The organism is bacterium (genome assembly GCA_013360195.1).
Classification (GTDB): domain Bacteria; phylum Electryoneota; class RPQS01; order RPQS01; family RPQS01; genus JABWCQ01.
The window spans coordinates 46,900-67,170 of the sequence record JABWCQ010000015.1; the positions used below are offsets into that span (position 1 = coordinate 46,900).

Annotated in this window: 19 protein-coding genes; all 19 read left to right on the plus strand. The window is 51.7% G+C overall.

The features are described from left to right. The first annotated feature begins 605 nt into the window (after window positions 1–605). The 19 genes from HUU59_10755 to HUU59_10845 all read left to right on the plus strand — a co-directional run bounded on the left by HUU59_10755 (window position 606) and on the right by HUU59_10845 (window position 20,218). Complete coding sequence (locus HUU59_10755) at window positions 606–878, plus strand: 4Fe-4S binding protein (protein NUO19918.1); 273 nt, start codon at window positions 606–608, stop codon at window positions 876–878. Then, window positions 875–2,002 carry a 2-oxoacid:acceptor oxidoreductase subunit alpha gene (locus HUU59_10760; GenBank protein ID NUO19919.1) on the plus strand — a complete coding sequence of 376 codons (1,128 nt, stop codon included), beginning with the start codon at window positions 875–877 and terminating at the stop codon, window positions 2,000–2,002. The genes HUU59_10755 and HUU59_10760 overlap by 4 nt, the downstream gene beginning before the upstream one ends. Next, entirely contained in the window at window positions 1,992–2,897 is a 906-nt protein-coding gene (locus HUU59_10765; GenBank protein ID NUO19920.1) for a 2-oxoglutarate ferredoxin oxidoreductase subunit beta, read from the plus strand. Before HUU59_10760 ends, HUU59_10765 begins: the two co-directional genes overlap by 11 nt. Then, window positions 2,887–3,459, plus strand: a complete 573-nt coding sequence (locus tag HUU59_10770) for a 2-oxoacid:acceptor oxidoreductase family protein (GenBank protein NUO19921.1) — start codon at window positions 2,887–2,889, stop codon at window positions 3,457–3,459. The genes HUU59_10765 and HUU59_10770 overlap by 11 nt, the downstream gene beginning before the upstream one ends. 4 nt (window positions 3,460–3,463) lie before the next feature. After that, on the plus strand, window positions 3,464–4,333 hold the full coding sequence (locus tag HUU59_10775; GenBank protein NUO19922.1) for a sulfide/dihydroorotate dehydrogenase-like FAD/NAD-binding protein: 870 nt from the start codon (window positions 3,464–3,466) through the stop codon (window positions 4,331–4,333). Next, window positions 4,314–5,753: an NADPH-dependent glutamate synthase gene (gene gltA, locus HUU59_10780; protein ID NUO19923.1), complete on the plus strand. Its 1,440-nt coding sequence runs from the start codon at window positions 4,314–4,316 to the stop codon at window positions 5,751–5,753. The genes HUU59_10775 and gltA overlap by 20 nt, the downstream gene beginning before the upstream one ends. Then, entirely contained in the window at window positions 5,753–6,115 is a 363-nt protein-coding gene (locus HUU59_10785) for an NADH-quinone oxidoreductase subunit A (protein ID NUO19924.1), read from the plus strand. Before gltA ends, HUU59_10785 begins: the two co-directional genes overlap by 1 nt. A gap of 2 nt (window positions 6,116–6,117) precedes the next feature. Then, the gene (nuoB, locus tag HUU59_10790; GenBank protein ID NUO19925.1) at window positions 6,118–6,648 is read left to right on the plus strand and encodes an NADH-quinone oxidoreductase subunit NuoB; all 531 of its coding nucleotides are present in this window, start codon (window positions 6,118–6,120) and stop codon (window positions 6,646–6,648) included. A 364-nt stretch (window positions 6,649–7,012) separates the two neighbouring features. Next, window positions 7,013–8,287, plus strand: a complete 1,275-nt coding sequence (locus HUU59_10795; protein NUO19926.1) for an NADH-quinone oxidoreductase subunit D — start codon at window positions 7,013–7,015, stop codon at window positions 8,285–8,287. Continuing rightward, a complete protein-coding gene (nuoH, locus tag HUU59_10800) occupies window positions 8,284–9,249 on the plus strand; it encodes an NADH-quinone oxidoreductase subunit NuoH (protein ID NUO19927.1) in 966 nt (321 codons plus the stop codon). Before HUU59_10795 ends, nuoH begins: the two co-directional genes overlap by 4 nt. Then, entirely contained in the window at window positions 9,246–9,719 is a 474-nt protein-coding gene (locus tag HUU59_10805; GenBank protein NUO19928.1) for an NADH-quinone oxidoreductase subunit I, read from the plus strand. Before nuoH ends, HUU59_10805 begins: the two co-directional genes overlap by 4 nt. After that, window positions 9,719–10,252 (plus strand): NADH-quinone oxidoreductase subunit J, encoded by a 534-nt coding sequence (locus HUU59_10810; protein ID NUO19929.1) that lies wholly within the window; start codon window positions 9,719–9,721, stop codon window positions 10,250–10,252. Before HUU59_10805 ends, HUU59_10810 begins: the two co-directional genes overlap by 1 nt. Beyond that, window positions 10,252–10,557 carry an NADH-quinone oxidoreductase subunit NuoK gene (nuoK, locus tag HUU59_10815; protein NUO19930.1) on the plus strand — a complete coding sequence of 102 codons (306 nt, stop codon included), beginning with the start codon at window positions 10,252–10,254 and terminating at the stop codon, window positions 10,555–10,557. Before HUU59_10810 ends, nuoK begins: the two co-directional genes overlap by 1 nt. Before the next feature lie 5 nt (window positions 10,558–10,562). Beyond that, entirely contained in the window at window positions 10,563–12,458 is a 1,896-nt protein-coding gene (locus HUU59_10820) for an NADH-quinone oxidoreductase subunit L (GenBank protein NUO19931.1), read from the plus strand. A gap of 6 nt (window positions 12,459–12,464) precedes the next feature. Beyond that, a complete protein-coding gene (locus HUU59_10825) occupies window positions 12,465–13,919 on the plus strand; it encodes an NADH-quinone oxidoreductase subunit M (protein ID NUO19932.1) in 1,455 nt (484 codons plus the stop codon). Next, the gene (locus HUU59_10830) at window positions 13,916–15,340 is read left to right on the plus strand and encodes an NADH-quinone oxidoreductase subunit N (GenBank protein NUO19933.1); all 1,425 of its coding nucleotides are present in this window, start codon (window positions 13,916–13,918) and stop codon (window positions 15,338–15,340) included. Before HUU59_10825 ends, HUU59_10830 begins: the two co-directional genes overlap by 4 nt. 41 nt (window positions 15,341–15,381) lie before the next feature. Then, on the plus strand, window positions 15,382–15,573 hold the full coding sequence (locus HUU59_10835; protein NUO19934.1) for a YfhL family 4Fe-4S dicluster ferredoxin: 192 nt from the start codon (window positions 15,382–15,384) through the stop codon (window positions 15,571–15,573). A 65-nt stretch (window positions 15,574–15,638) separates the two neighbouring features. After that, window positions 15,639–19,223 carry a pyruvate:ferredoxin (flavodoxin) oxidoreductase gene (nifJ, locus tag HUU59_10840; protein ID NUO19935.1) on the plus strand — a complete coding sequence of 1,195 codons (3,585 nt, stop codon included), beginning with the start codon at window positions 15,639–15,641 and terminating at the stop codon, window positions 19,221–19,223. Further along, window positions 19,220–20,218 (plus strand): dihydroorotate dehydrogenase-like protein, encoded by a 999-nt coding sequence (locus HUU59_10845; protein NUO19936.1) that lies wholly within the window; start codon window positions 19,220–19,222, stop codon window positions 20,216–20,218. Before nifJ ends, HUU59_10845 begins: the two co-directional genes overlap by 4 nt. The last annotated feature ends 53 nt before the right edge of the window (window positions 20,219–20,271 follow it).

Sequence of the window (20,271 nt, forward strand, 5' to 3'; positions counted from 1 at the left end):
ATGTGGTTGCGGGATTCTTATTATAAACAGGCCTTAGGCCCGATACTTATCGGCTTTGTGAATAATAGCTGCATGTCGCTTGGAAGGACTGCTTTGCTCACGTGCGACGATGAAAACAGCTGCTCTTTCACGTTTGCGCCGCACCAACCGTCGAGTTTCTGAGTAAAACGAAATGTGAAAAACTTCACATGAAATATGGCTTTGCAGTTCTGGAAAGTCAAGTGACTAACACACAGAACAGCGTTGAAAGAGTGATTCTGGAGCCCAAACAGATAATATGACTTGATTTATCAAGTTCGAAGTGCAAAATTGGAATCGTGATTTTCACGTGCGATTAAGAGGAATAGAAAGCATGATTTTTTCCAGAATGCCTCGCAAGTTTCAGAATATGCCTAGGACCGTCAGATTATAAAGCTAAACATTCCCGATACTTTTCGATGAATGCAGAACGCTCGCGACGGACTGTAACATTGCTACACAAGGTTGCAACTCCCAAGCATGCTTGGTACATTGATAACAGCTTGAAAATGCGCAGTTGGGTTGCCTTGTGTGAAAATATTCACATAACTTGACTGTACTGGTCTGATAAATGAACAGGAGAAGCTATGAGTCTCGTGGAGTCAGTCTCTGCGAACGGACAATTCAAACTGGTCGTGCACGAAACCTGGTGCAAAGGCTGTCGCATTTGTGTGGATTTGTGCCCGACGAAGACGCTGTCAATGGTTGAGTCTCCTGACCGCTGGGAGGGCGCACTCGTCAAGGTGACCGACATGGAAGCCTGTAATGGTTGCGGAATTTGCGAGGCTGAATGCCCTGATTTTGCAATTACTGTATTCGCAGAAGGCAAGATGAAGCCGGCGGCTGGAGGTGCAGCATGACGCCACGTGACCGAGTATTCTGGGCGGGGAATGAGACAATTGCTGAAGCGGCCTTGCGCGCAGGATGCAATTTCTATGCAGGTTACCCGATTACGCCGTCGTCAGAGATTGCAGCTGTGCTGTCATTGCGATTGCCGCAAACCGGAGGTGTCTTTCTGCAGATGGAAGATGAAATTGCGGCGATGGGAGCGGTCGTCGGCGGATCATTGGGGGGAGCGAAAGCCATGACAGCAACCTCAGGTCCCGGATTTTCTCTGAAGCAAGAAAATATCGGTTACGCGATAATGTCCGAGACTCCATGTGTGATCGTTGATGTTCAGCGCGGCGGCCCTTCCACCGGATTACCCACTGCGCCGGCGCAGTCCGACATCATGCAAGCCAAGTGGGGCACTCATGGCGACCACTCGATTATTGCGCTGACTCCCGGCTATCCATCGGAAGTCTATCGGGAGACTGTTCGCGCGTTTCATCTATCAGAGATGTTCAGAACACCGGTGATGCTCCTCATAGACGAAATCATCGCACACACGACCGAGAGTTTTGACATACCAAGTGATGAAGAGCTTGGCCCAATTCACCCTCGAACATGGTACCAGGAGCGATATGAGGCGAACAGTTTCAGACCGTTCCATGATTTTTACCAGGGCAAGCATATTCATATAACTGGACTGTCACACACAGAGCGTGGATTCGCAACTACAAGTCCCGAGATAGTGCAGCGCGGGATCGAGCATCTTGTAAACAAGATTGAGTTGCAGCAGAAAGAAATCGAACGCAACGAAGAGTACTTACTCGACGACTCCGAAATCGCGATTATCACGTTTGGTTCGCCTGGCCGGGCTTCAAAGGCGGCAGTTGACCTTGCTCGTTCAGAGGGAATTAAAGCGGGAATGCTTCGGGTCATTACATTCTGGCCGTTTCCCAAGGAGACCATTCGCAGCCTTGTCGATCGAGTGAGCGCCGTCATCGTGCCGGAAATGAACATGGGCATGCTTCGCAGTGAAGTAGAGCGTGCAGCTATGCGCAGAGACGTTCAGTTATTAGGTGTGAACTGTGTAGGCGGGGTTCCGATCGAACCGCAGCTCATATTGGACAAGATTCGCGAGGTGAAACGTGGCCTTTAATTATGCAAACTGGCTTCGCCAGGACCTAATGCCGCATATATGGTGTCCGGGATGCGGCATCGGCATAGTATTGAAGTCCGCGATTAGAGCAATGGAGTCACTCGGCTGGAATCAGGACACAATCGGATTTGTCTCGGGAATAGGCTGTACTTCGCGCGCGCCGGGCTATGTGGACATGAACACATTGCACACAACGCATGGGCGCGCCCTGACGTTTGCCACCGGCTTGAAAATGGCTGCTCCGGACAAGAATGTTGTGGTTATGGCAGGTGATGGCGATTCCGCTGCAATCGGAGGCAATCATCTAATTCACAGCTGCAGACGAAACATCAATATCACGATGATCATCGTGAACAACGAGATTTACGGAATGACCGGCGGACAGTATTCACCTACCACGCCGGGTGGAGCGCGGGCGGCAACGGCGCCATACGGCAATATTGATCCGGGGTTCGATCTCTGTCAACTGACGATCGCTGCTGGTGCAACGTACGTTGCGCGCGGTCACGTCGCAAACGGAATATTTCTCGAACGCTTGATCAAAGGCGGCATGGCACACAAAGGATTTGCCGTGATCGAAGTCATGTCCAATTGCCATACACAGTACGGACGGAGAAACCAGCATCCAGATCCGGCAGAACTGGTTGAACACATCGCCTCGAAAGCAGTTACTCTTACCGCATGGAACAAGATGACCCCTGAAGAGAAGATTGGCAGATATCCAATTGGGGTTTTGCATAAGGTTACCGACAAACCGGAGTACTGCGAGTCTTATTACAAGCTTCAGCAGCATGCTCAGGAACGGGTACGTGATGCCGCGAGAAGAATTTCTGAAGCGGAGTCGCTCAGAGTTAAGCCTGAATTGCCGGGGGGAGGGATACCCAGTGAGAACTGAAATTCGATTCGCAGGCGTTGGCGGACAAGGTAACATTCTGGCGGGAGAATGGGTCGCATTAGCCGCTCACAATATGGGATTGAACGCACTTCAAAGTCCGACTTACACGGCGCAGGTTCGCGGCGGTCCGACAAGTGTAGACGTATTGATTGATAAAAACCCCATTGGGTATCCACGACTCATCAGTATAGACTTCTTTCTTTGCCTTGCTCAAGGAGCTTGGAACCTGTTCTCCGTTCAGATGAAAGAGGACTCGATAGTTGTGATCGATCCGAACCTGGTCACCAAAGTTGGATCCGGCCCACAGCAAATCTATCCCATTCCGATTATACAGGTGACAAAACAGACCGTAGAAAAGCCGGTCTACACAAGCGCAGTTTCACTTGGCATTTTCTGCAGGCTGATGCCAACGATTCCTCAAGATGAGATGATCCGCACCATTGAGAAGAACGCCCCAGCCGGCACAGTAGAGAAAAACCTTCTTGCCTTTAGAACGGGGTGGGATATTGTGGACAAGACAAAACCAGTTCCACGCAACGAACTCGCGCAAGCAACAGCCTAGGAATATGTCCGGATATTTGATTTACTCTTACCGCAAGCTGGCGGACAAGATCCACGAATACTGGGTGGAATCTCCGCGGATAGCGGCAAAGCACGCCGCAGGCCAATTCATCATTCTCAGACTAAACGAGCACGGCGAACGAATCCCGTTGACAGTTGTTGAAACGAATAGAGAGAATGGTCAGATTAGGTTAATTGTGCAGGAAGCAGGGAAGACGACCGAAGAATTCGCCCATCTGAAAGCCGGCGATTTCATTCTCGATTTGGTTGGCCCACTCGGCCAGGCAACTCACATTCACAACTGGGGCAATCTTGTGGTGATAGGCGGCGGAGTCGGTGCAGCACCGCTACTTCCGATTGCCAAGGCTGCCAAGGCAGGCGGGAACAAAGTCCATGCCATTATCGGCGCGCGGTCGAAGGATCTCTTAATATTGACCGACGAATTCAGTTCAGTCTGTGATGAAGTGCGAGTCTGCACTGATGACGGTTCGTTCGGTACGAAGGGATTTGTAACCGACGTGCTGAACTCATGGTGTGAAGAGGGTACTCGGTTCTCCTATGGAATCGCTGTCGGTCCGGTACCCATGATGCGCGCTGCTGCCAGGACTATGGGGCAATGGAATATTCCCGGCCTGGCGTCCCTGAATCCAATCATGGTGGACGGCACGGGAATGTGCGGAGCCTGCCGCGTTACGGTCAATAAAGTAACCCGATTCGCGTGCGTGGAAGGGCCGGAATTTGATATTCATGGTGTGGATTTCGATGAACTGATGATGCGCAACCGCTCTTACGTCCGGGAGGAACATGAAGCCATTGAGCATGCGCATACGTGTCAACTTAACGAAGCAATGAAGCATGTCCGAGCAGAAGCGTAACCTGAAATTGCATCCGCCTCGGACACCGATGCCGGAACGCGATCCCGTCGAGAGAGTCAAGGGATTTGATGAAGTGCCCTTGGGCTACACAGAAGAGATGGCAAGAGCTGAAGCCGAGCGTTGCCTGGATTGCAAGAATCCGAAATGTGTCGCGGGTTGTCCGGTTAACATCAATATACCGAAGTTTCTCCGCGAAGTTCGCGAGGGACGCTATCAAGACGCGGCGGATACCCTTCGCGCGACGAATTCACTGCCTGCGGTGTGCGGACGGGTCTGTCCGCAGGAAGAGCAGTGTGAAGCCGTGTGCATTGAGGGAATCAAACACGATCCAGTGGCGATCGGAAATCTCGAGAAGTTTGTCGCCGACTGGGAACGCGCACACCGTGCGGTTACGACTCGCGAATCTGTTGAACCTACGGGATTCCGGGTGGCAATAGCAGGTTCTGGACCCGCCGGATTGACTGTTGCCGGAGACTTGGCAAAGCTTGGTCACAGCGTCACAATTTTCGAAGCGCTGCATCGCCCTGCCGGTGTCTTGGCATACGGGATTCCCGAGTTCAGGCTACCACGAGCCATCGTCAAGTCGGAAATCGAGTACATTGAGCGCCTCGGTGTCAAATTTGTTTACAACGTGGTCATAGGTGTTACCGTTACGCTTGACGAGTTGTTTGAAGAAGGGTATGATGCGATTTTCATTGGAACCGGAGCCGGACTGCCGAAAATGCTTGGCGTTCCGGGAGAGAATCTGGTCGGAGTGTTTAGCTCCAATGAGTTCTTGACGCGTATCAATCTGCTTGGAGCTGACAGATTCCCGGAGTTTGACACACCGGTGTTACATGCCAAACATACGGTTGTAGTTGGAGGTGGGAATACTGCGATGGACTCGGCACGTGTGGCACGCAGACTGAATCAAGCACGAGTCTCGCTCGTTTACCGACGTTCCGAGGATGAACTTCCCGCCCGTAAAGAGGAAGTTCACCATGCGAAGGCGGAAGGCATTGAATTCAATCTGCTCTGCAATCCTGTTGAAATCCTGGGCGACGGCAACGGCAGGGTGAAGGCGATGAGATGCATTCGCATGGAGCTGGGCGAACCGGACGCTTCGGGTCGTCGCCGTCCAGTCGAGATAAAGGGAAGTGAGTTTGAACTTGAGTGCGACGCAGTAATCGTAGCTGTAGGGAATGCGCCAAATCCGATATTGACAAAGGCGACTCCGGACCTCGAGCTGACCAAATGGGGTACGATCAAAGTGGATCCTGAAACGAATGCCACAAGCAAAGCCGGTGTTTATGCAGGAGGCGACATAGTTAGCGGAGCGGCCACGGTGATTCTCGCCATGGGAGCGGGACGCAAGGCAGCCTCGGCGATGCACGAATTTCTGATGAATCTACCTGCAAGAAAAACTGTGCAGGCAAGCTAATGGAACAATTATACGACATCATTCCATTTTCGATGGGCATAGGAACGCTGGCCTTCGGGGCTTTTCTCGTGCTGCTGCCCTACCTGATTTCGCCAAGAAGCAAAGGCCGCTTTCGCAGCGAAACTTACGAAAGCGGCGAGCCAATCATTGGAGAAGCATGGGTACAAGTTCGCGCCCACTACTATATTTATGCACTTGTATTTATGGCCTTCGACGTGGAAACTGCTTTCATCGTGCCCTGTGTTGCGGTGTTGAGGTCATGGGACAGCTGGCTTCCTGTGATTGAAGTGGCGGCCTTCCTGATTATTTTGAGCTTAAGCCTTGTATATGCACTTAAGAAGAAAGTGCTTGAATGGGAGTGACAATGAGCGAGTCCCTTGAAAAGAGCAACCATATTGAAGGCGGCGAGGACGTAGAGCACATTCCGCCGATTGTGCAGTTTCTGCCGTTGCAGAAAGCACTCGATCTTGCCCGCGCAAATTCTTTGTGGCCGTTAACGTTCGGAATTGCCTGTTGCGCGATCGAGATGATGGCCGCATCGGCAAGCAGATATGACACGGATCGTTTCGGAGCAGGAGTCTTCAGGAATTCACCGCGGCAGGCCGATTTGATGATAGTTGCCGGCACAGTGAACTTGAAAATGGCTCCAATTATTAAACGTCTCTATGATCAAATGCCGTCGCCGAAATGGGTGATTGCGCTTGGTTCGTGCGCGATCTGCGGAGGACCTTTTGATCAAGACAATAACTATGCGGTTCTTCAAGGGGTGGAGAAGATTGTGCCGGTGGATGTCTTTGTGCCGGGGTGTCCTCCGCGGCCTGAAGCGTTGATTCACGCGATCTTGGAACTGCAAGAGAGAATTAAGTCAGGGAATTCAAATGCCACTAGAGCCTGAAACAGTTGAACCTGTGGCGGAACAGCCGGTCGCGTATCCTGAGTGGATAGACAAGTTACGCAGTGCCGGGGCGACTGAAGTTTGTAGTCTGGACTATTCAAAAACGGGGATGGACGTGGACGCTGTGCTGATACCACAGAGTCTGCTTGTCGTTGCACGACTGCTATTGAATGAGCACTTCACTCTGGAAGCGTTGGTTGGAGTTGACCGGCAGCCGGAGTTCGAAGTGCTTTACTTATTCCGGCCTACAAATCAAGGACCTCGCATACGACTTCGGCTTAAAGCCGAAAGGGATAATCCGGTACTTCCAACTCTATCAAGTGTATACTGTGGAGCGGATTGGTACGAGCGCGAGATTCACGACATGTTTGGAATCGAGTTCTCGGATCACCCGCATCTCCGCCCACTCCTTCTCCCGCATTTCACTGAGTTCCATCCCTTGCGCAAGGACTTTTCGGGAGCTCCTATTGTTATTCCTGAGGATACGGTAGAAATCCCGGAACTTGATGTGCAAGCGGCATCAAGACTCGGCCAGACTACGGGTTTGCGAAGCGACTTTTTCCTCAATATGGGACCGCAGCACCCTTCCACACATGGAGTGCTGCGTATACTGCTTCATGTTGAAGGAGAAACGGTGTTGGGAGGCCGCTGTCACCTGGGCTACAGCCATCGCGGGACCGAAAAACTAGCTGAGAAGAAGCAGTACGTACAGATTCTCCCTTACACCGATAGAATGGACTATCTTTCCCCGTTGAATTTCAACTGGGGATACGCGAAGTTGCTGGAACGCGCAACCGGGATCGATTCGACGCCGCGCGCAGAAGTTATCCGTGTCATCATGGGGGAGCTTAATCGGATCGCAAGTCACCTAGTTTGGCTCGGCACATATCTGCTGGACCTCGGAGCGATAACACCTTTCTTGTATTGCTTTGAAGACCGGGAAAGAATATTGACCATAGTAGAACGCGCTACCGGACAACGGATGACGGCGTCATACATTGTTGCAGGCGGAGTCCGGAACGATGTGTACTCCACATTCTCTTCTGAAGTATCTGAATTCCTGAAAGACATGCGGAAGAGGCTCGTGGAATACGACCAATTAGTCATCGCGAATGAGATTTTCCTGATGCGTACTCATAATGTCGGTAAGCTAAGCGCGGAGAAGGCAATCGAGTTCGGCGTCAGTGGACCGGTTTTGCGCGGCGCTGGTGTGGATTACGACGCACGCCGCGACGAACCGTACTGTGAACTGTACAGGGAGCTTGAGTGGCAGGTTCCGGTTGATCAAAGCGGCGATTGTTTAGGACGGTCACGTGTTCGCATGGCAGAGCTTGAACAAAGTGTGAATCTGGTTGAGCAGGCGCTGTTAAGACTTGAAGATGGCCCAGTTCGTTCGAAGGTGCCGAAAATCTTTAAAGTACCTGCGGGCGAATATTATTCTGTAACCGAAGGCCCCCGCGGCGCAATCGGTTGGTACTTGATTGGAGACGGCAGCACGAATCCGTACCGGTTGAAAGTGCGTGTTCCGTCATTCGCAAATTTGCAGGCGGTCGAGCATCTGATACCCGGCACACGTGTCGCGGACGTCGTGTCAATTCTCGGCAGCCTTGACGTTGTAATTCCGGAGATAGACCGGTGACATTGTTTGAAATTCTCTTGCGACTGGTTCTGGCCTTTGGTGCAGTCATAACCTTTGTCACATTAAATGCACTCTTTCTCGTTTGGCTCGAGCGCAAGGTGTCGGCGGTGATCCAAAATCGTATGGGACCTTCCGAAGTCGGCCCATTTGGACTCTTGCAGACACTCGCTGACGCCTTGAAGCTGCTCGGCAAGGAAATGATCACACCGAAATCGGTGGATAAGTATGCATTTTTGCTTGCGCCAATTATTGCGTTTTTGCCGGCTCCACTGCTGGTGGCGGCAATACCAATTGCCGAAGGTGTCGCAGTCTCCGATTTGAATGTCGGCGCGCTCTATCTTCTCGCCATTTCAAACGTAGCATTGCTTGGCATTCTGATGGCAGGATGGTCGTCAAACAACAAGTACTCAATGCTGGGTGCGATTCGAGCGGTCGCCCAGAACATAAGCTATGAAATTCCGATGCTTCTGGCAGTTCTGACGATCGTGCTGATGGCCGGATCACTGAAACTAAGTGAAATCGTCTCCGCACAGGAGTCAGTTCCTTACATTCTGCTGCAGCCTGTGGCCTTTCTAATTTACTTCATCTGCAGCATAGCGGAGTCGAACCGCACACCTTTTGACTTGCCAGAAGCCGAGTCCGAGCTTGTCGCAGGTTATCACACTGAATTCACGGGCATGCGATTCGCATTGTTCTTCCTTGCCGAGTACACCCAAGTGTTCGTGTTGTCAGCCATCGTTACTCTCTTCTTCCTTGGAGGATGGAACGGTCCATGGCTGCACCCGGTGGTTTGGTTCATGCTGAAGACGTACCTTGTGATTTTTGTGGTTATGTGGCTTCGCTGGACATACCCGCGGCTTCGCTCAGACCAGTTAATGAACTTCAACTGGCGCATTCTGCTTCCGCTTGCCATTGTCAATCTCCTGGTGTCTACGGTAATTTACAGGGGGACAATAGGATGAGCAAACGAGGATTCTGGGGAGGTTTCGCCAGTCTTTTGATTGGACTGGGTGTGACATTCAAGCGGATATTCCGCCGAAAGGTCACCATTAAGTATCCGCATGAGCCCGTACCCGTGTCACCGATCTATCGCGGTCCGGTCAGGCTTATAGCGGATGAAGTAGGAGCTGATCACAAATGTATTGGATGCCTTGCCTGCCAACGCATCTGCCCGACACATGCAATACCGGTCTTGACGGTTGCGAAAAATGAGCAGAACAAGAATTATCCTGTGGATTTTGTCATAGACGATGCACTCTGTTGTTTCTGTGGCTTGTGTGTTGACGTGTGTCCGACGGAAGCGTTGGAGCATGCAAGAATCGGTGACTTGGCTGCAACATCTCAATCTCTGCTTCGCCGCGAAATCCTGCACGAAGGGTCGATTACCTCGGATAATTTTCCGACCCGAAAAGGGAAGAAGGGGGGCAAGTAGTGTCTGACTTCCTCTATATCTGCGGCGCTGCGCTAGCCTTGTCTGGTGGCATAATTGCGGTTATCGCGCGGAACCTTTTTCACGCCGCTCTCGGACTCGCCCTGACGTTAACCGGAACTGCGGGATTGTTCATTCCACTCGCAGGTGAATTGATTGCGGTTGTGCAAATTCTCGTCTATCTCGGCGCGACGGCCATAGCGATAATTTTCATTCTGATGCTCTCTCCGCCGTTCTACCTGCGGAGACCGCATCGAAACGCCTTGAAAGTTGTCGGCGCGGTCGGCGTGGTGCTGATTTTCGCAGTGCCTATCATAGGTGCTGTTTTGTCACTGCCGCAAACCTATGGAGCAACCTATCCTGTGCCGACAGTCCCGGAGATCGGGCGTGCGCTTCTAAACGATTTTGTCTTTCCGTTTGAAGTAATATCAATACTCCTTACCGTCGCCATCATCGGAGCAATCGTCCTGGCGCGCGACTTGCCCGAAGACAAAACGGCAAATAAAGCAACTGTAACTGGGGAGGACAGCAAGTAATGTCACTCTCTGCCTACCTGATACTTGCCGCAGTTCTATTTCTTCTGGGCGCATTTGGATTAATGGAACGGCGGAACATGGTCGGTCTTTTGATTTCAATCGAGCTCATGTTGAACTCTGCAAGTATCAATTTCATGGCATTCAATCATTTTCTGTATCCGGGAACGGTTACCGGACAGATCATGACACTTTTTGTGATAGGTTTGGCTGCCGCGGAAGCTACGCTCTTTTTGGCCATTGTGTTCGCGGTGTATCGTCACTACCGTTCGATAAATGTTGAAAACGTTGACCATTTACGGGGGTAATGACAATGAATGAATCCATGCAAATTCAACTTGGGCTCGCGACCGTACTTTCACCAATCATCGCGTTCGCTTTGATTTCGGCTTTTGGCCTGCGAAAACCGGTGATCGCCAAGCTGATTTCATTGCTCGGCGCGTCCGTCAGCCTGGTAAGTGCAAGTTTGCTGCTGCTGGGAGTCGACGACCCGAATTTCAAAGTTCAGGCGACCTGGTCGTGGTTGTTTGATGATCCGTCTAAGTTCACAATTGGACTTCTGCTCGACCCGTTATCGCTCGTGATGCTCTTCGTCGTCGCAATAATCTCGTGGCTCGTCCAGTGGTACTCCCTGTCTTACATGGAAGATGACGAACGACAAGGCAAGTTCTTCGCATTCATATCGCTTTTCAGTTTCGCAATGATGGGTTTCACGATTGCTCCAAATCTTTTGCAATCGTTTATGTGCTGGGAGCTCGTGGGATTAGGTTCCTATCTACTGATCGGATTCTGGAATCATCTACCGTCTGCGGCAACGGCGGCGCGCAAGGCTTTCGTGGTAACCCGTTTAGGTGACTTAGGGTTCTTTGCGGCGCTATTGCTTGCCTGGACAGGTTTAGGCACACTAGACTTTGGAGTGATGTCCGGAAACTCAATGGGCGCAAGTTGGCAAGCTTCATTTGGCGGCGCAGATTATGGAGTCTGGATTTCGATTGCATTATTCCTTGCGGTCGCTGGAAAGAGCGCACAGTTCCCATTGTATGGCTGGCTGCCGGATGCAATGGAAGGTCCGACACCTGTCAGTGCGCTCATTCATGCTGCGACAATGGTTGCCGCCGGTGTGTATCTGCTTGCTCGAATGAGCTTTGTGCTTGTACTTGGAAGCGAAGCCGCGATTTCAGCCTGGCATTGGTTGGCCGTTATTGCCATGATTACTGCCTTAATGAGCGGCGCCGTGGCAATCGTTCAAAGCGATATCAAACGTGTTTTCGCCTATTCAACCATCAGCCAGCTTGGCTACATGATAGTCGGGATCGGAACCGGTGCGGTCGTGGCAGGGATGATGCACCTGTTCACCCACGCATTTTTCAAGGCACTCCTCTTCTTGACGGCGGGCGCTTTCATCCATGCCGCCCACTCAAATTCAATCACAGATATTGCCCGGGCGGGCGGCGCGAAGCTGAAGTTACCAATGATTGCGCTGTTCGCAGGATCAATGGCGCTAATGGGCTTCTTTCCGTTTGCAGGATTTTACAGCAAAGACGCCATACTTGAGCATTTATTCGCAGAAGGTGACTGGATCCTGTTCATAATGGCTCAAGTAGGTGTGTTTATTACTGCGTATTATACGGCACGAGTCATCTACCTGCTGTTGAAGGTCCCAGCAGAGACTAAACACGAACCGGGTCACAAAGACATTCACGGCCATGGACTTCATGTCGGAGGTTGGATGAAGCTTCCTCTGGGATTTCTTGCTTTTGCTTCCCTTATTGCAGGGAACGTGTGGTTATGGAAATCCCACAGCTGGTTCGCAATCCCAGAAGCGGAACATGGTAATGCAGCCCTGATAACCGCAATTGTATCCACGGCAATAGCTGTTGCCGGCGCGTACTATTCGGCCAGAGTTTTCTATTGGCGGAATTCGTCTGATCCGCTTGCGACGATGACAGGTCTCGCGCGGTTGCTTCGTGAGAAGTGGTATCTCGATGAAGCCTATCGGGTTATCGTTCACAATTTCTATTTGCCAATTACTGCCTTTCTCCAAAAAGTGGAAACCAATGTCGTCAAAGGCGCTTTGGACGGCATTGGCACTGTCAGTATGACATTGGCTCGCGGCTTTGCGAAGGCACAGACCGGCGAGGTGCAACATTACCTCGGCATGTCGTTTGTGGTCGTTGCCGCGGTCGTATTAATCATGATGAGTCGGTAAGAAAATATGGAATTTCCGATTCTCTCAATTATCATGCTCTGCCCGGCAATTGGCGTGGTATTACTATTCCTCGTGCCGGACGGTAATGACCGTATGGTGCGCGGCCTTTCGCTTGCCGTGTCCATCGTTGCCATGTTCTTTGCAGGATGGATGTACCTCGCGTACGACAGGGCGGCAGCTGGTTACCAGTTTATCGAGCAATACCCCTGGATGCCGGGCCTGAATTCGACCTATCATGTGGCGGTCGACGGCGTGGGGGCGACTCTTGTTCTCCTGAATGCCATAGTCCTTCTGACGGGCGTCATAACGTCTTTCAGCATTGACTTTCGTGTCAAGGAATACTTCATTCTATTCCTTCTCCTTGTGACGGGAGTGTTCGGCAGTTTCATCTGCATGGACTTTCTGCTGTTTTTCATCTTCTTTGAGATCGCCGTTCTTCCGATGTATCTTTTGATTGGCATTTGGGGATCAACTAACCGGGAATACGCGGCGCTCAAGTTGACAATTATGCTCCTCGCAGGAAGCGGTCTCGTGTTCGTCGGCTTGATAATGACGTACTTCACAAGCGATGTCAGGTCGTTTGACTTCTTCGCATTGCGGGACGGCGGCGGGTTTTCGCCTGGATTTCAGAACATTGTTTATCCATTGATGTTCCTTGGCTTTGGAACGCTTGCGGCCGTCTTTCCATTACACAACTGGTCTCCTGACGGTCACGTTGCTGCACCGACAGCAGTATCCATGCTTCATGCAGGCGTGTTGATGAAACTGGGTGCATATGGTGTGCTTAGGTATGGTATTGAGCTGTTTCCGCTGGGTGCCGACCATTGGGCACCGGTTGCCGCAGTTTTGGCTGCCTGTGGTGTCGTGTACGGAGCGCTTGTTGCAGCTCAGCAGACTGATCTTAAGTATATGATTGGATATTCATCAGTGTCTCATATGGGGCTTGTGATGTTCGGTTTGGCTGCGGGCAACGAGCTGGCAATTACCGGTGCCGTCTATCAAATGTTTTCACACGGCATTATGACAGCACTTTTCTTCTCGGCAGTCGGCTTCTTCTACGAGCAAACCCACTCGAGAAACATACACGAATATGGCGGTTTGGCGCGGAAAACGCCTTGGGTCGCGACATGCTTCATTATTGCCGGCCTTGCAGGCGTCGGTCTTCCCGGACTGGCGGGCTTTCCGGCTGAATTCATGATCTTCCTGGGCGGTTACGAGCGATTCCCTGTTCTGACCTTAATTGCAGTTCCCAGTCTTGTCTTCGGGGCGTTCTACATGCTTCGCGTGCTGCAACGAGTCTTCTTCGGCCCGGAAGCGGGTCATACTCCGAAAGTACATGATGTCGGAGTTTTCAGTGGTTCGGCGCGCGTTATTCTTGCCGGCCTGATCATACTGTTTGGAGTCGCACCGAGATTGTTGTCCGACCTGATTTCACCTTACGCAATGGAGTTTTTCAAATGATTCTCCAATTGCTCCCTGAATTTGCGGCACTTGGCGCATTATTGATATTGTTTATTGTCACACTTGGCAATAATGTCTCAGATCGCACGGCCCGCTGGATTACTCTTCTGCTTTCCGCGGTTGTAACTGTGGCTGCAATAATGGCTCAGAGTCAAAGTGGCCTGTTGTTCTCAGAGAGCTACAAGCTCGATAGCTATTCGCAGTTCTTCAAAATTCTAATGGCGGCCGGCCTGTTTGCGAATGCTCTGCTGGGCTGGCCCCTTCGTTCAGTACCCTCGGTGCAGCGAAGCGAATATTACTTCCTCTTCTTTGCCGCCGGGCTAGGTATGATGCTGCTGGCGAGTGCCTACAGTTTTCTTGTGCTTTATGTGTCGATGGAACTGCTCTCATACTCTCTTTATACGATGGTCGGTATGCGCCGCGCCCGAACAGAGTCTATCGAGAGTTCAATCAAGTATATCATCATCGGCGCAACAGCAAGTGCTATTGGCTTGTTCGGCGTCTCTTACATCTATGGCGCGACGGGAAGTTTGAATTTCGGCGACCTAATGAACATGTTGAAAGGCACTTCAACCCCGAGCGCGCTGTTGATGCCCGGTCTGGTCATGGTCCTCAGCTCGTTCCTGTTCAAGCTTGCGGCATTTCCCTTTCATGCTTGGGCTCCCGACGCTTACGAGACCGCTTCCTCTCCGGTGGCGATGTTTCTGGCTTCGGTTTCCAAGCTTGCAGGTATTGCATTTTTGTTTAGATTAGTCACTATGGTCAAGCCCTATATGCCGGAGTTCGAAATCGTAATCGGCATTCTCGCGCTTGTCACCATGACGTTTGGCAACCTTGTTGCATTCAGGCAGAAATCGGTCAAGAGACTTTTCGCCTATTCGAGTATTGCGCAGGCCGGCTATTTAATGCTTGGCATGATCGGCTTTGGAGACAGCGCTCCGGTGGCCGTAGTATTCTATTCCGCGATCTATCTGTTGATGAACCTCGTAGTCTTTGCCGTCGTACTTGAACTGGAAAGACAAGGTGAGGATCCGACCTTATCTGACTTTCAGGGCCTGTACAAGCGAAATGCTCTGATAGCCATGGCACTTCTTGTGTCGCTGTTTTCCCTTGCAGGAGTACCTCCGCTTGCCGGCTTCTTCGGGAAATGGCTGCTGTTTTCGAGTGCGGCCGAAGGTGGACATATTTGGTTTGTGGCGATCGCGATCTTGAATAGTGTACTTTCGCTGTACTATTATTTGTTTCTCGTCAAAGCCGCTTATTTCGGCGACGTCCCTGCCCAGGCCGCACCGCTGGACAAAGGTGGCCCGCGGCTGGCAATTTTGCTGACCACAATTGCCATCGCGTTGCTCGGAATATACCCCCGCGTGTTAACTGAGTACCTGAGCGGTCTGAATTTACCAGGCTCGCTGCTTCCTTAATATCACAGAATCAACTAAATACACTCAAGAAGGAGTCCATCATGGCGCTTCACATTGACGAAACCTGCATCAACTGCGGAGCCTGCGAGCCCGTTTGCCCGACAAAGGCAATCACGGAAGGACCGGACATCTTTGTCATCGACCCGAATACTTGTGTCGAATGTGTCGGTCACCATCCTGAACCACAGTGCGTCAAGGTCTGCCCGGTAGACTGTATTGCCAAAGCAAGTTAATCGCCCACTGAGCCAAGTCGCCGTGCGCCACTATGCACGCGGTGCAATGAATCGAGATAGTTTCCATGAGTAAGCAATATGCGACGGTGGACGGCAACGAAGCTGCGGCTCACGTTGCTCACCGTTTATCCGAAGTCTGCGCGATTTACCCTATCACTCCTTCATCCACAATGGGTGAATTGGCGGATGAATGGTCGGCGCGCGGCAAGAAGAATATCTGGGGCACCGTACCAACGGTCATCGAAATGCAGAGTGAAGGCGGTGCGGCGGGCGCAGTCCACGGATCGCTGCAGACGGGAGCGTTGACCACGACCTTCACAGCGTCGCAGGGTCTCCTTCTGATGATTCCGAACATGTACAAGATTGCAGGTGAACTGACGAGCACTGCGTTTCATGTCAGTGCCCGTACAATCGCCACGCACGCGTTGTCCATTTTCGGTGATCATTCCGATGTCATGTCCGTTCGCTCGACAGGCTGGGCTTTGCTGGCTTCCGCGAATGTTCAGGAAGCACATGACCAGGCGTTGATTGCAATGGCGGCGACCCTTGAGAGCCGCATTCCGTTTCTGCACTTCTTCGATGGATTCCGCACCAGCCATGAAGTGCAGAAGATTGAACTTTTGAGCGACGAGGACCTTCGTTCGCTGATTCGTGACGAATTAGTCTTTGCCCATCGGGACCGAGCCCTTTCGCCGAATCATCCTGTGATTCGCGGAACGGCCCAGAATCCTGATGTATTCTTCCAGGCGCGCGAAGCCTCTGCGCCGTATTACAAGGCATGTCCGGATATCGTCCAAAGAGTCATGGATGAGTTTGCGGCAAGAACTGGTCGGCCTTATAAGCTGTTCGAATATTACGGTGCACCTGATGCTGAACGGGTAATCGTACTGATGGGCTCGGGTACGGATCCTGCCTATGATACGATTGACAGTTTGAATGCCAAAGGCGAGAAAGTTGGAATGGTAAAGGTGCGTCTTTATCGTCCGTTTTCAGCGATTCACTTTGTGAACGCTTTGCCGAAAACCGTCAAGCAGATATCCGTTCTAGACCGCACAAAAGAGCCAGGCGCAACAGGCGAACCTTTGTTCATGGACGTCGTTTGCGCGTTGAATGAAAGGCAATACGAAGACTCAAGTACTGTTCGGCCGCGAGTGGTCGGAGGTCGGTATGGTCTTTCTTCCAAGGAATTCACACCTGCGATGATAAAGGCGGTCTTTGACGATTTGAGAACAGGATCACCAAAGAATCACTTCACGGTCGGCATAGACGATGATGTAAGCAATTCAAGCCTGAAATACGATCCGGCTTTCTCTGTGGAGGGCGATGACGTCTTTCGCGCGCGGTTCTACGGACTTGGCGCTGACGGCACAGTTGGTGCGAACAAGAATTCGATCAAGATCATCGGCGATGAGACTGACCTTTTTGCGCAGGGCTATTTTGTGTATGATTCCAAGAAGTCCGGTGCAATTACTGTGTCCCATTTGCGGTTCGGACCTCGGCCAATCCGTGCCAGCTATCTGGTCAGTAGCCCGAACTTTGTTGCCTGCCACCAGCCCGGTTTCCTTGACAAGTATGACATGCTTAGCGATGCGAAGGTCGGCGGTACGTTCCTGCTCAACACAGCGATTCCCGCTGACAAAGTGTGGGATACTTTGCCGCGAGAAGTGCAGAACGACATCTTGAACAAGAAACTTAATGTCTTCTGCATTGACGCTTACCGTGTGGCCGCGGAAGCGGGCATGGGTGGATTGATAAATACGATTATGCAGACGTGCTTTTTTGCGATTTCCGGCGTATTGCCTCGTGACGAAGCAATAGCCGCGATCAAGAAGACGATTCGCAAAACATACGAAAAGAAGGGCGAAAACATTGTCCAAATGAATTTTGCCGCTGTCGATCGCACGCTTGCGAACCTGTGCGAGGTCAAAGTTCCGGGCACAGCCACAGCCACTCGAAAAAGGCCGGACACAGTGTCTGATAAAGCGCCTGACTTCGTGAAGAATGTGCTTGCTGCAATCATCGAAGGAAGAGGTGACTCTCTCCCCGTTTCCGCCTTTCCACCGGACGGCACTTTCCCGCTTTCTACATCGATTTGGGAAAAACGCGCTATTGCCCAGGAGGTTCCGATTTGGGATACGGAATGGTGCATTCAATGCAACAAGTGTGTGATGGTCTGTCCGCACGCGGCGATTCGTTCCAAAGTGACAGCCGGCGAAATGGTAAATGGTCACCGCCCCGCTGACTTCAAGACGATGAAATACGGCGGCACCGATTTGCCGGGCGAAAACTTGCTTTACACTCTTCAGGTTGCGCCCGAAGATTGTACGGGTTGCGGGCTGTGCATAGAGGTTTGCCCTGCGAAGAACAAGCGTGAGCCGAAGCTCAAAGCAATCAATCTCGAGCCGCTGACCGATGTTCGCGAAAGGGAACGCAGGAATTGGGAGTATTTCCTTGAACTTCCTCAAGTTCCACGGGAAGATATTCGAATCAACACGGTTAAGGGCGCTCAACTGCTCGAACCGCTATTTGAGTTCAGTGGAGCTTGCTCAGGCTGCGGTGAGACTCCCTACATCAAGTTGCTGACGCAGCTATTCGGTGACCGTCTACTGATTGCAAACGCCACAGGCTGCTCGTCAATCTACGGAGCGAACCTGCCGACGACTCCATACTCTATAAATGCGGAAGGTCGCGGACCTGCATGGGCAAACTCGCTTTTTGAAGACAATGCCGAGTTTGGATTAGGTTTTCGCGTGACGATTGACAAACAGACTGAGTATGCACGCGAATTGCTTACTCAGCTGCGTGACGCAGTCGGCAGAACTCTGGCCGATGAACTTCTGTCCGCAAAACAGGATACCGAGCGCGAGATAAAGGAGCAGCGTGCGCGTGTGTCGGTACTGAAGTCCAAGCTGTCTCAGGTTAAGGCACCTGAAGCGCGGCAACTCGGTTCGCTTGCAGACAAACTTGTGAAACACACAGTCTGGATAGTCGGCGGTGACGGGTGGGCGTACGACATTGGTTACGGTGGTCTCGACCACGTGCTTTCAATGGGTCGAAATATCAATGTCCTTGTACTTGATACAGGAGTTTATTCAAACACAGGCGGACAGTGTTCGAAGGCAACACCGCTTGGTGCCGTGGCGAAGTTTGCGTTCGGCGGGAAGCCGGTTGCACGTAAGGATTTGGCGATGATGGCCATGAACTACGGTAGCGTTTATGTTGCCCAAGTCGCGCTCGGCTCAAATGACCTGCAAACACTAAAGGCAATTCAGGAAGCGGAAAGCTATGACGGACCATCCCTCGTCATTGCCTATTCTCATTGCATAGCTCACGGCATTGACATGGGGCAGGGACTCGGGCAGCAGAAGAAGGTTGTGGACAGCGCGTCCTGGCCGCTCTTCAGGTTTGATCCCCGCAGGCTTGCAGAAGGTGAGCGGCCACTTCAGTTGGATTCCAAGCCGCCCAAAATAAAGGTTCGTGATTGGGCCTACACTGAAACAAGATTCAAAATGCTGACGCGCAGTAATCCGGCTGAAGCGGAGCACCTGATGCAGCTTGCCGAAAACGAAGTGAAGCATCGTTGGGAATTGTATCAGGAACTCGCAGGTGTTGCTGACACGGCGAAGTCACCGGAAGGAGAGAGCAAATGAAACTGACGACAAAATACCTCGGATTGACATTGAAACATCCGGTTCTGTCATCAGCGTCCCCGCTTGCGCAAAATCTCGATGGTGTCCGCAGGCTTGAAGATGCGGGTGCCTCGGCGATAGTCCTGCCGTCACTGTTTGAAGAGCAAATCGAACAGGAGTCCATGCATATGCTGCATACAATGCAGCAAGGACGAGAAAGCTATGCAGAAGCCACAAGCTATTTGCCTGAACCCGAGAAGTTTCTTGTCGGGCCTGAAGAATATCTGACACTGATTTCACATTCGAAGAAGGCCTGCGAAGTTCCTATAATCGCCAGCCTGAATGGCCGCGCCCCCGGTTCGTGGGCGGAGTACGCCCGCTTGATGGAAAGTGCCGGTGCAGACGCGTTGGAACTGAATGTTTATTATCTTGCGACTAATTTCAATATTTCGGGTGCCGAAGTCGAAGAGAATTATTTAAGCATTCTGCGCGCGGTTAAGAAGGAAGTGAAGATTCCAGTCGCCATGAAGCTCAGCCCGTACTTCTCTGCAATGGCAAACATGGCCAAGCGCTGCGACGATGCCGGTGCCGACGCATTGGTTCTCTTTAATCGTTTCTACCAACCCGATCTTGACGTTGAAGAGCTCGAAGTTCAGCCCAAAGTGGATCTATCAACCTCCGCGGATATTCGGCTGCCTCTTCGCTGGCTCGCTGTATTACATGGACACATGAAATGTAATCTTGCGGCAACTTCCGGAGTGCATACGCCGGAGGACGCCATTAAACTCATTATGTCGGGTGCAGACGTCGTGATGATGTGTTCTGCATTGTTTCAATGGGGTGTTCGCAGACTGGGACGGTTAGCCGAAGAGATTGATGAGTGGGGAACGGAGCACGGTTACGACTCCATAGACGTCATGCGCGGATCGATGAGTCAGAGGTCGGTTAGGGACCCCGAAGCCTACGAGCGGGCTAATTACATGAAAACTCTGCAGAGTTTCCGGCACATCGCATAGATCAACTTCCAAGAGGAGTAGAAAGAGCCGGAACCCACCGGCTCTTTTGTTAA

What these genes read in the sequence shown, in the direction of transcription:
- HUU59_10755 (NUO19918.1), top strand. Translation starts at nt 606, where the DNA reads ATGAGTCTCGTGGAGTCAGTCTCTGCGAACGGACAATTCAAACTGGTC.
- HUU59_10760 (NUO19919.1), top strand. Translation starts at nt 875, where the DNA reads ATGACGCCACGTGACCGAGTATTCTGGGCGGGGAATGAGACAATTGCT.
- HUU59_10775 (NUO19922.1), top strand. Translation starts at nt 3,464, where the DNA reads ATGTCCGGATATTTGATTTACTCTTACCGCAAGCTGGCGGACAAGATC.
- gltA (NUO19923.1), top strand. Translation starts at nt 4,314, where the DNA reads ATGTCCGAGCAGAAGCGTAACCTGAAATTGCATCCGCCTCGGACACCG.
- HUU59_10785 (NUO19924.1), top strand. Translation starts at nt 5,753, where the DNA reads ATGGAACAATTATACGACATCATTCCATTTTCGATGGGCATAGGAACG.
- nuoB (NUO19925.1), top strand. Translation starts at nt 6,118, where the DNA reads ATGAGCGAGTCCCTTGAAAAGAGCAACCATATTGAAGGCGGCGAGGAC.
- HUU59_10795 (NUO19926.1), top strand. Translation starts at nt 7,013, where the DNA reads ATGTTTGGAATCGAGTTCTCGGATCACCCGCATCTCCGCCCACTCCTT.
- HUU59_10805 (NUO19928.1), top strand. Translation starts at nt 9,246, where the DNA reads ATGAGCAAACGAGGATTCTGGGGAGGTTTCGCCAGTCTTTTGATTGGA.
- nuoK (NUO19930.1), top strand. Translation starts at nt 10,252, where the DNA reads ATGTCACTCTCTGCCTACCTGATACTTGCCGCAGTTCTATTTCTTCTG.
- HUU59_10820 (NUO19931.1), top strand. Translation starts at nt 10,563, where the DNA reads ATGAATGAATCCATGCAAATTCAACTTGGGCTCGCGACCGTACTTTCA.
- HUU59_10825 (NUO19932.1), top strand. Translation starts at nt 12,465, where the DNA reads ATGGAATTTCCGATTCTCTCAATTATCATGCTCTGCCCGGCAATTGGC.
- HUU59_10830 (NUO19933.1), top strand. Translation starts at nt 13,916, where the DNA reads ATGATTCTCCAATTGCTCCCTGAATTTGCGGCACTTGGCGCATTATTG.
- HUU59_10835 (NUO19934.1), top strand. Translation starts at nt 15,382, where the DNA reads ATGGCGCTTCACATTGACGAAACCTGCATCAACTGCGGAGCCTGCGAG.
- nifJ (NUO19935.1), top strand. Translation starts at nt 15,639, where the DNA reads ATGAGTAAGCAATATGCGACGGTGGACGGCAACGAAGCTGCGGCTCAC.
- HUU59_10845 (NUO19936.1), top strand. Translation starts at nt 19,220, where the DNA reads ATGAAACTGACGACAAAATACCTCGGATTGACATTGAAACATCCGGTT.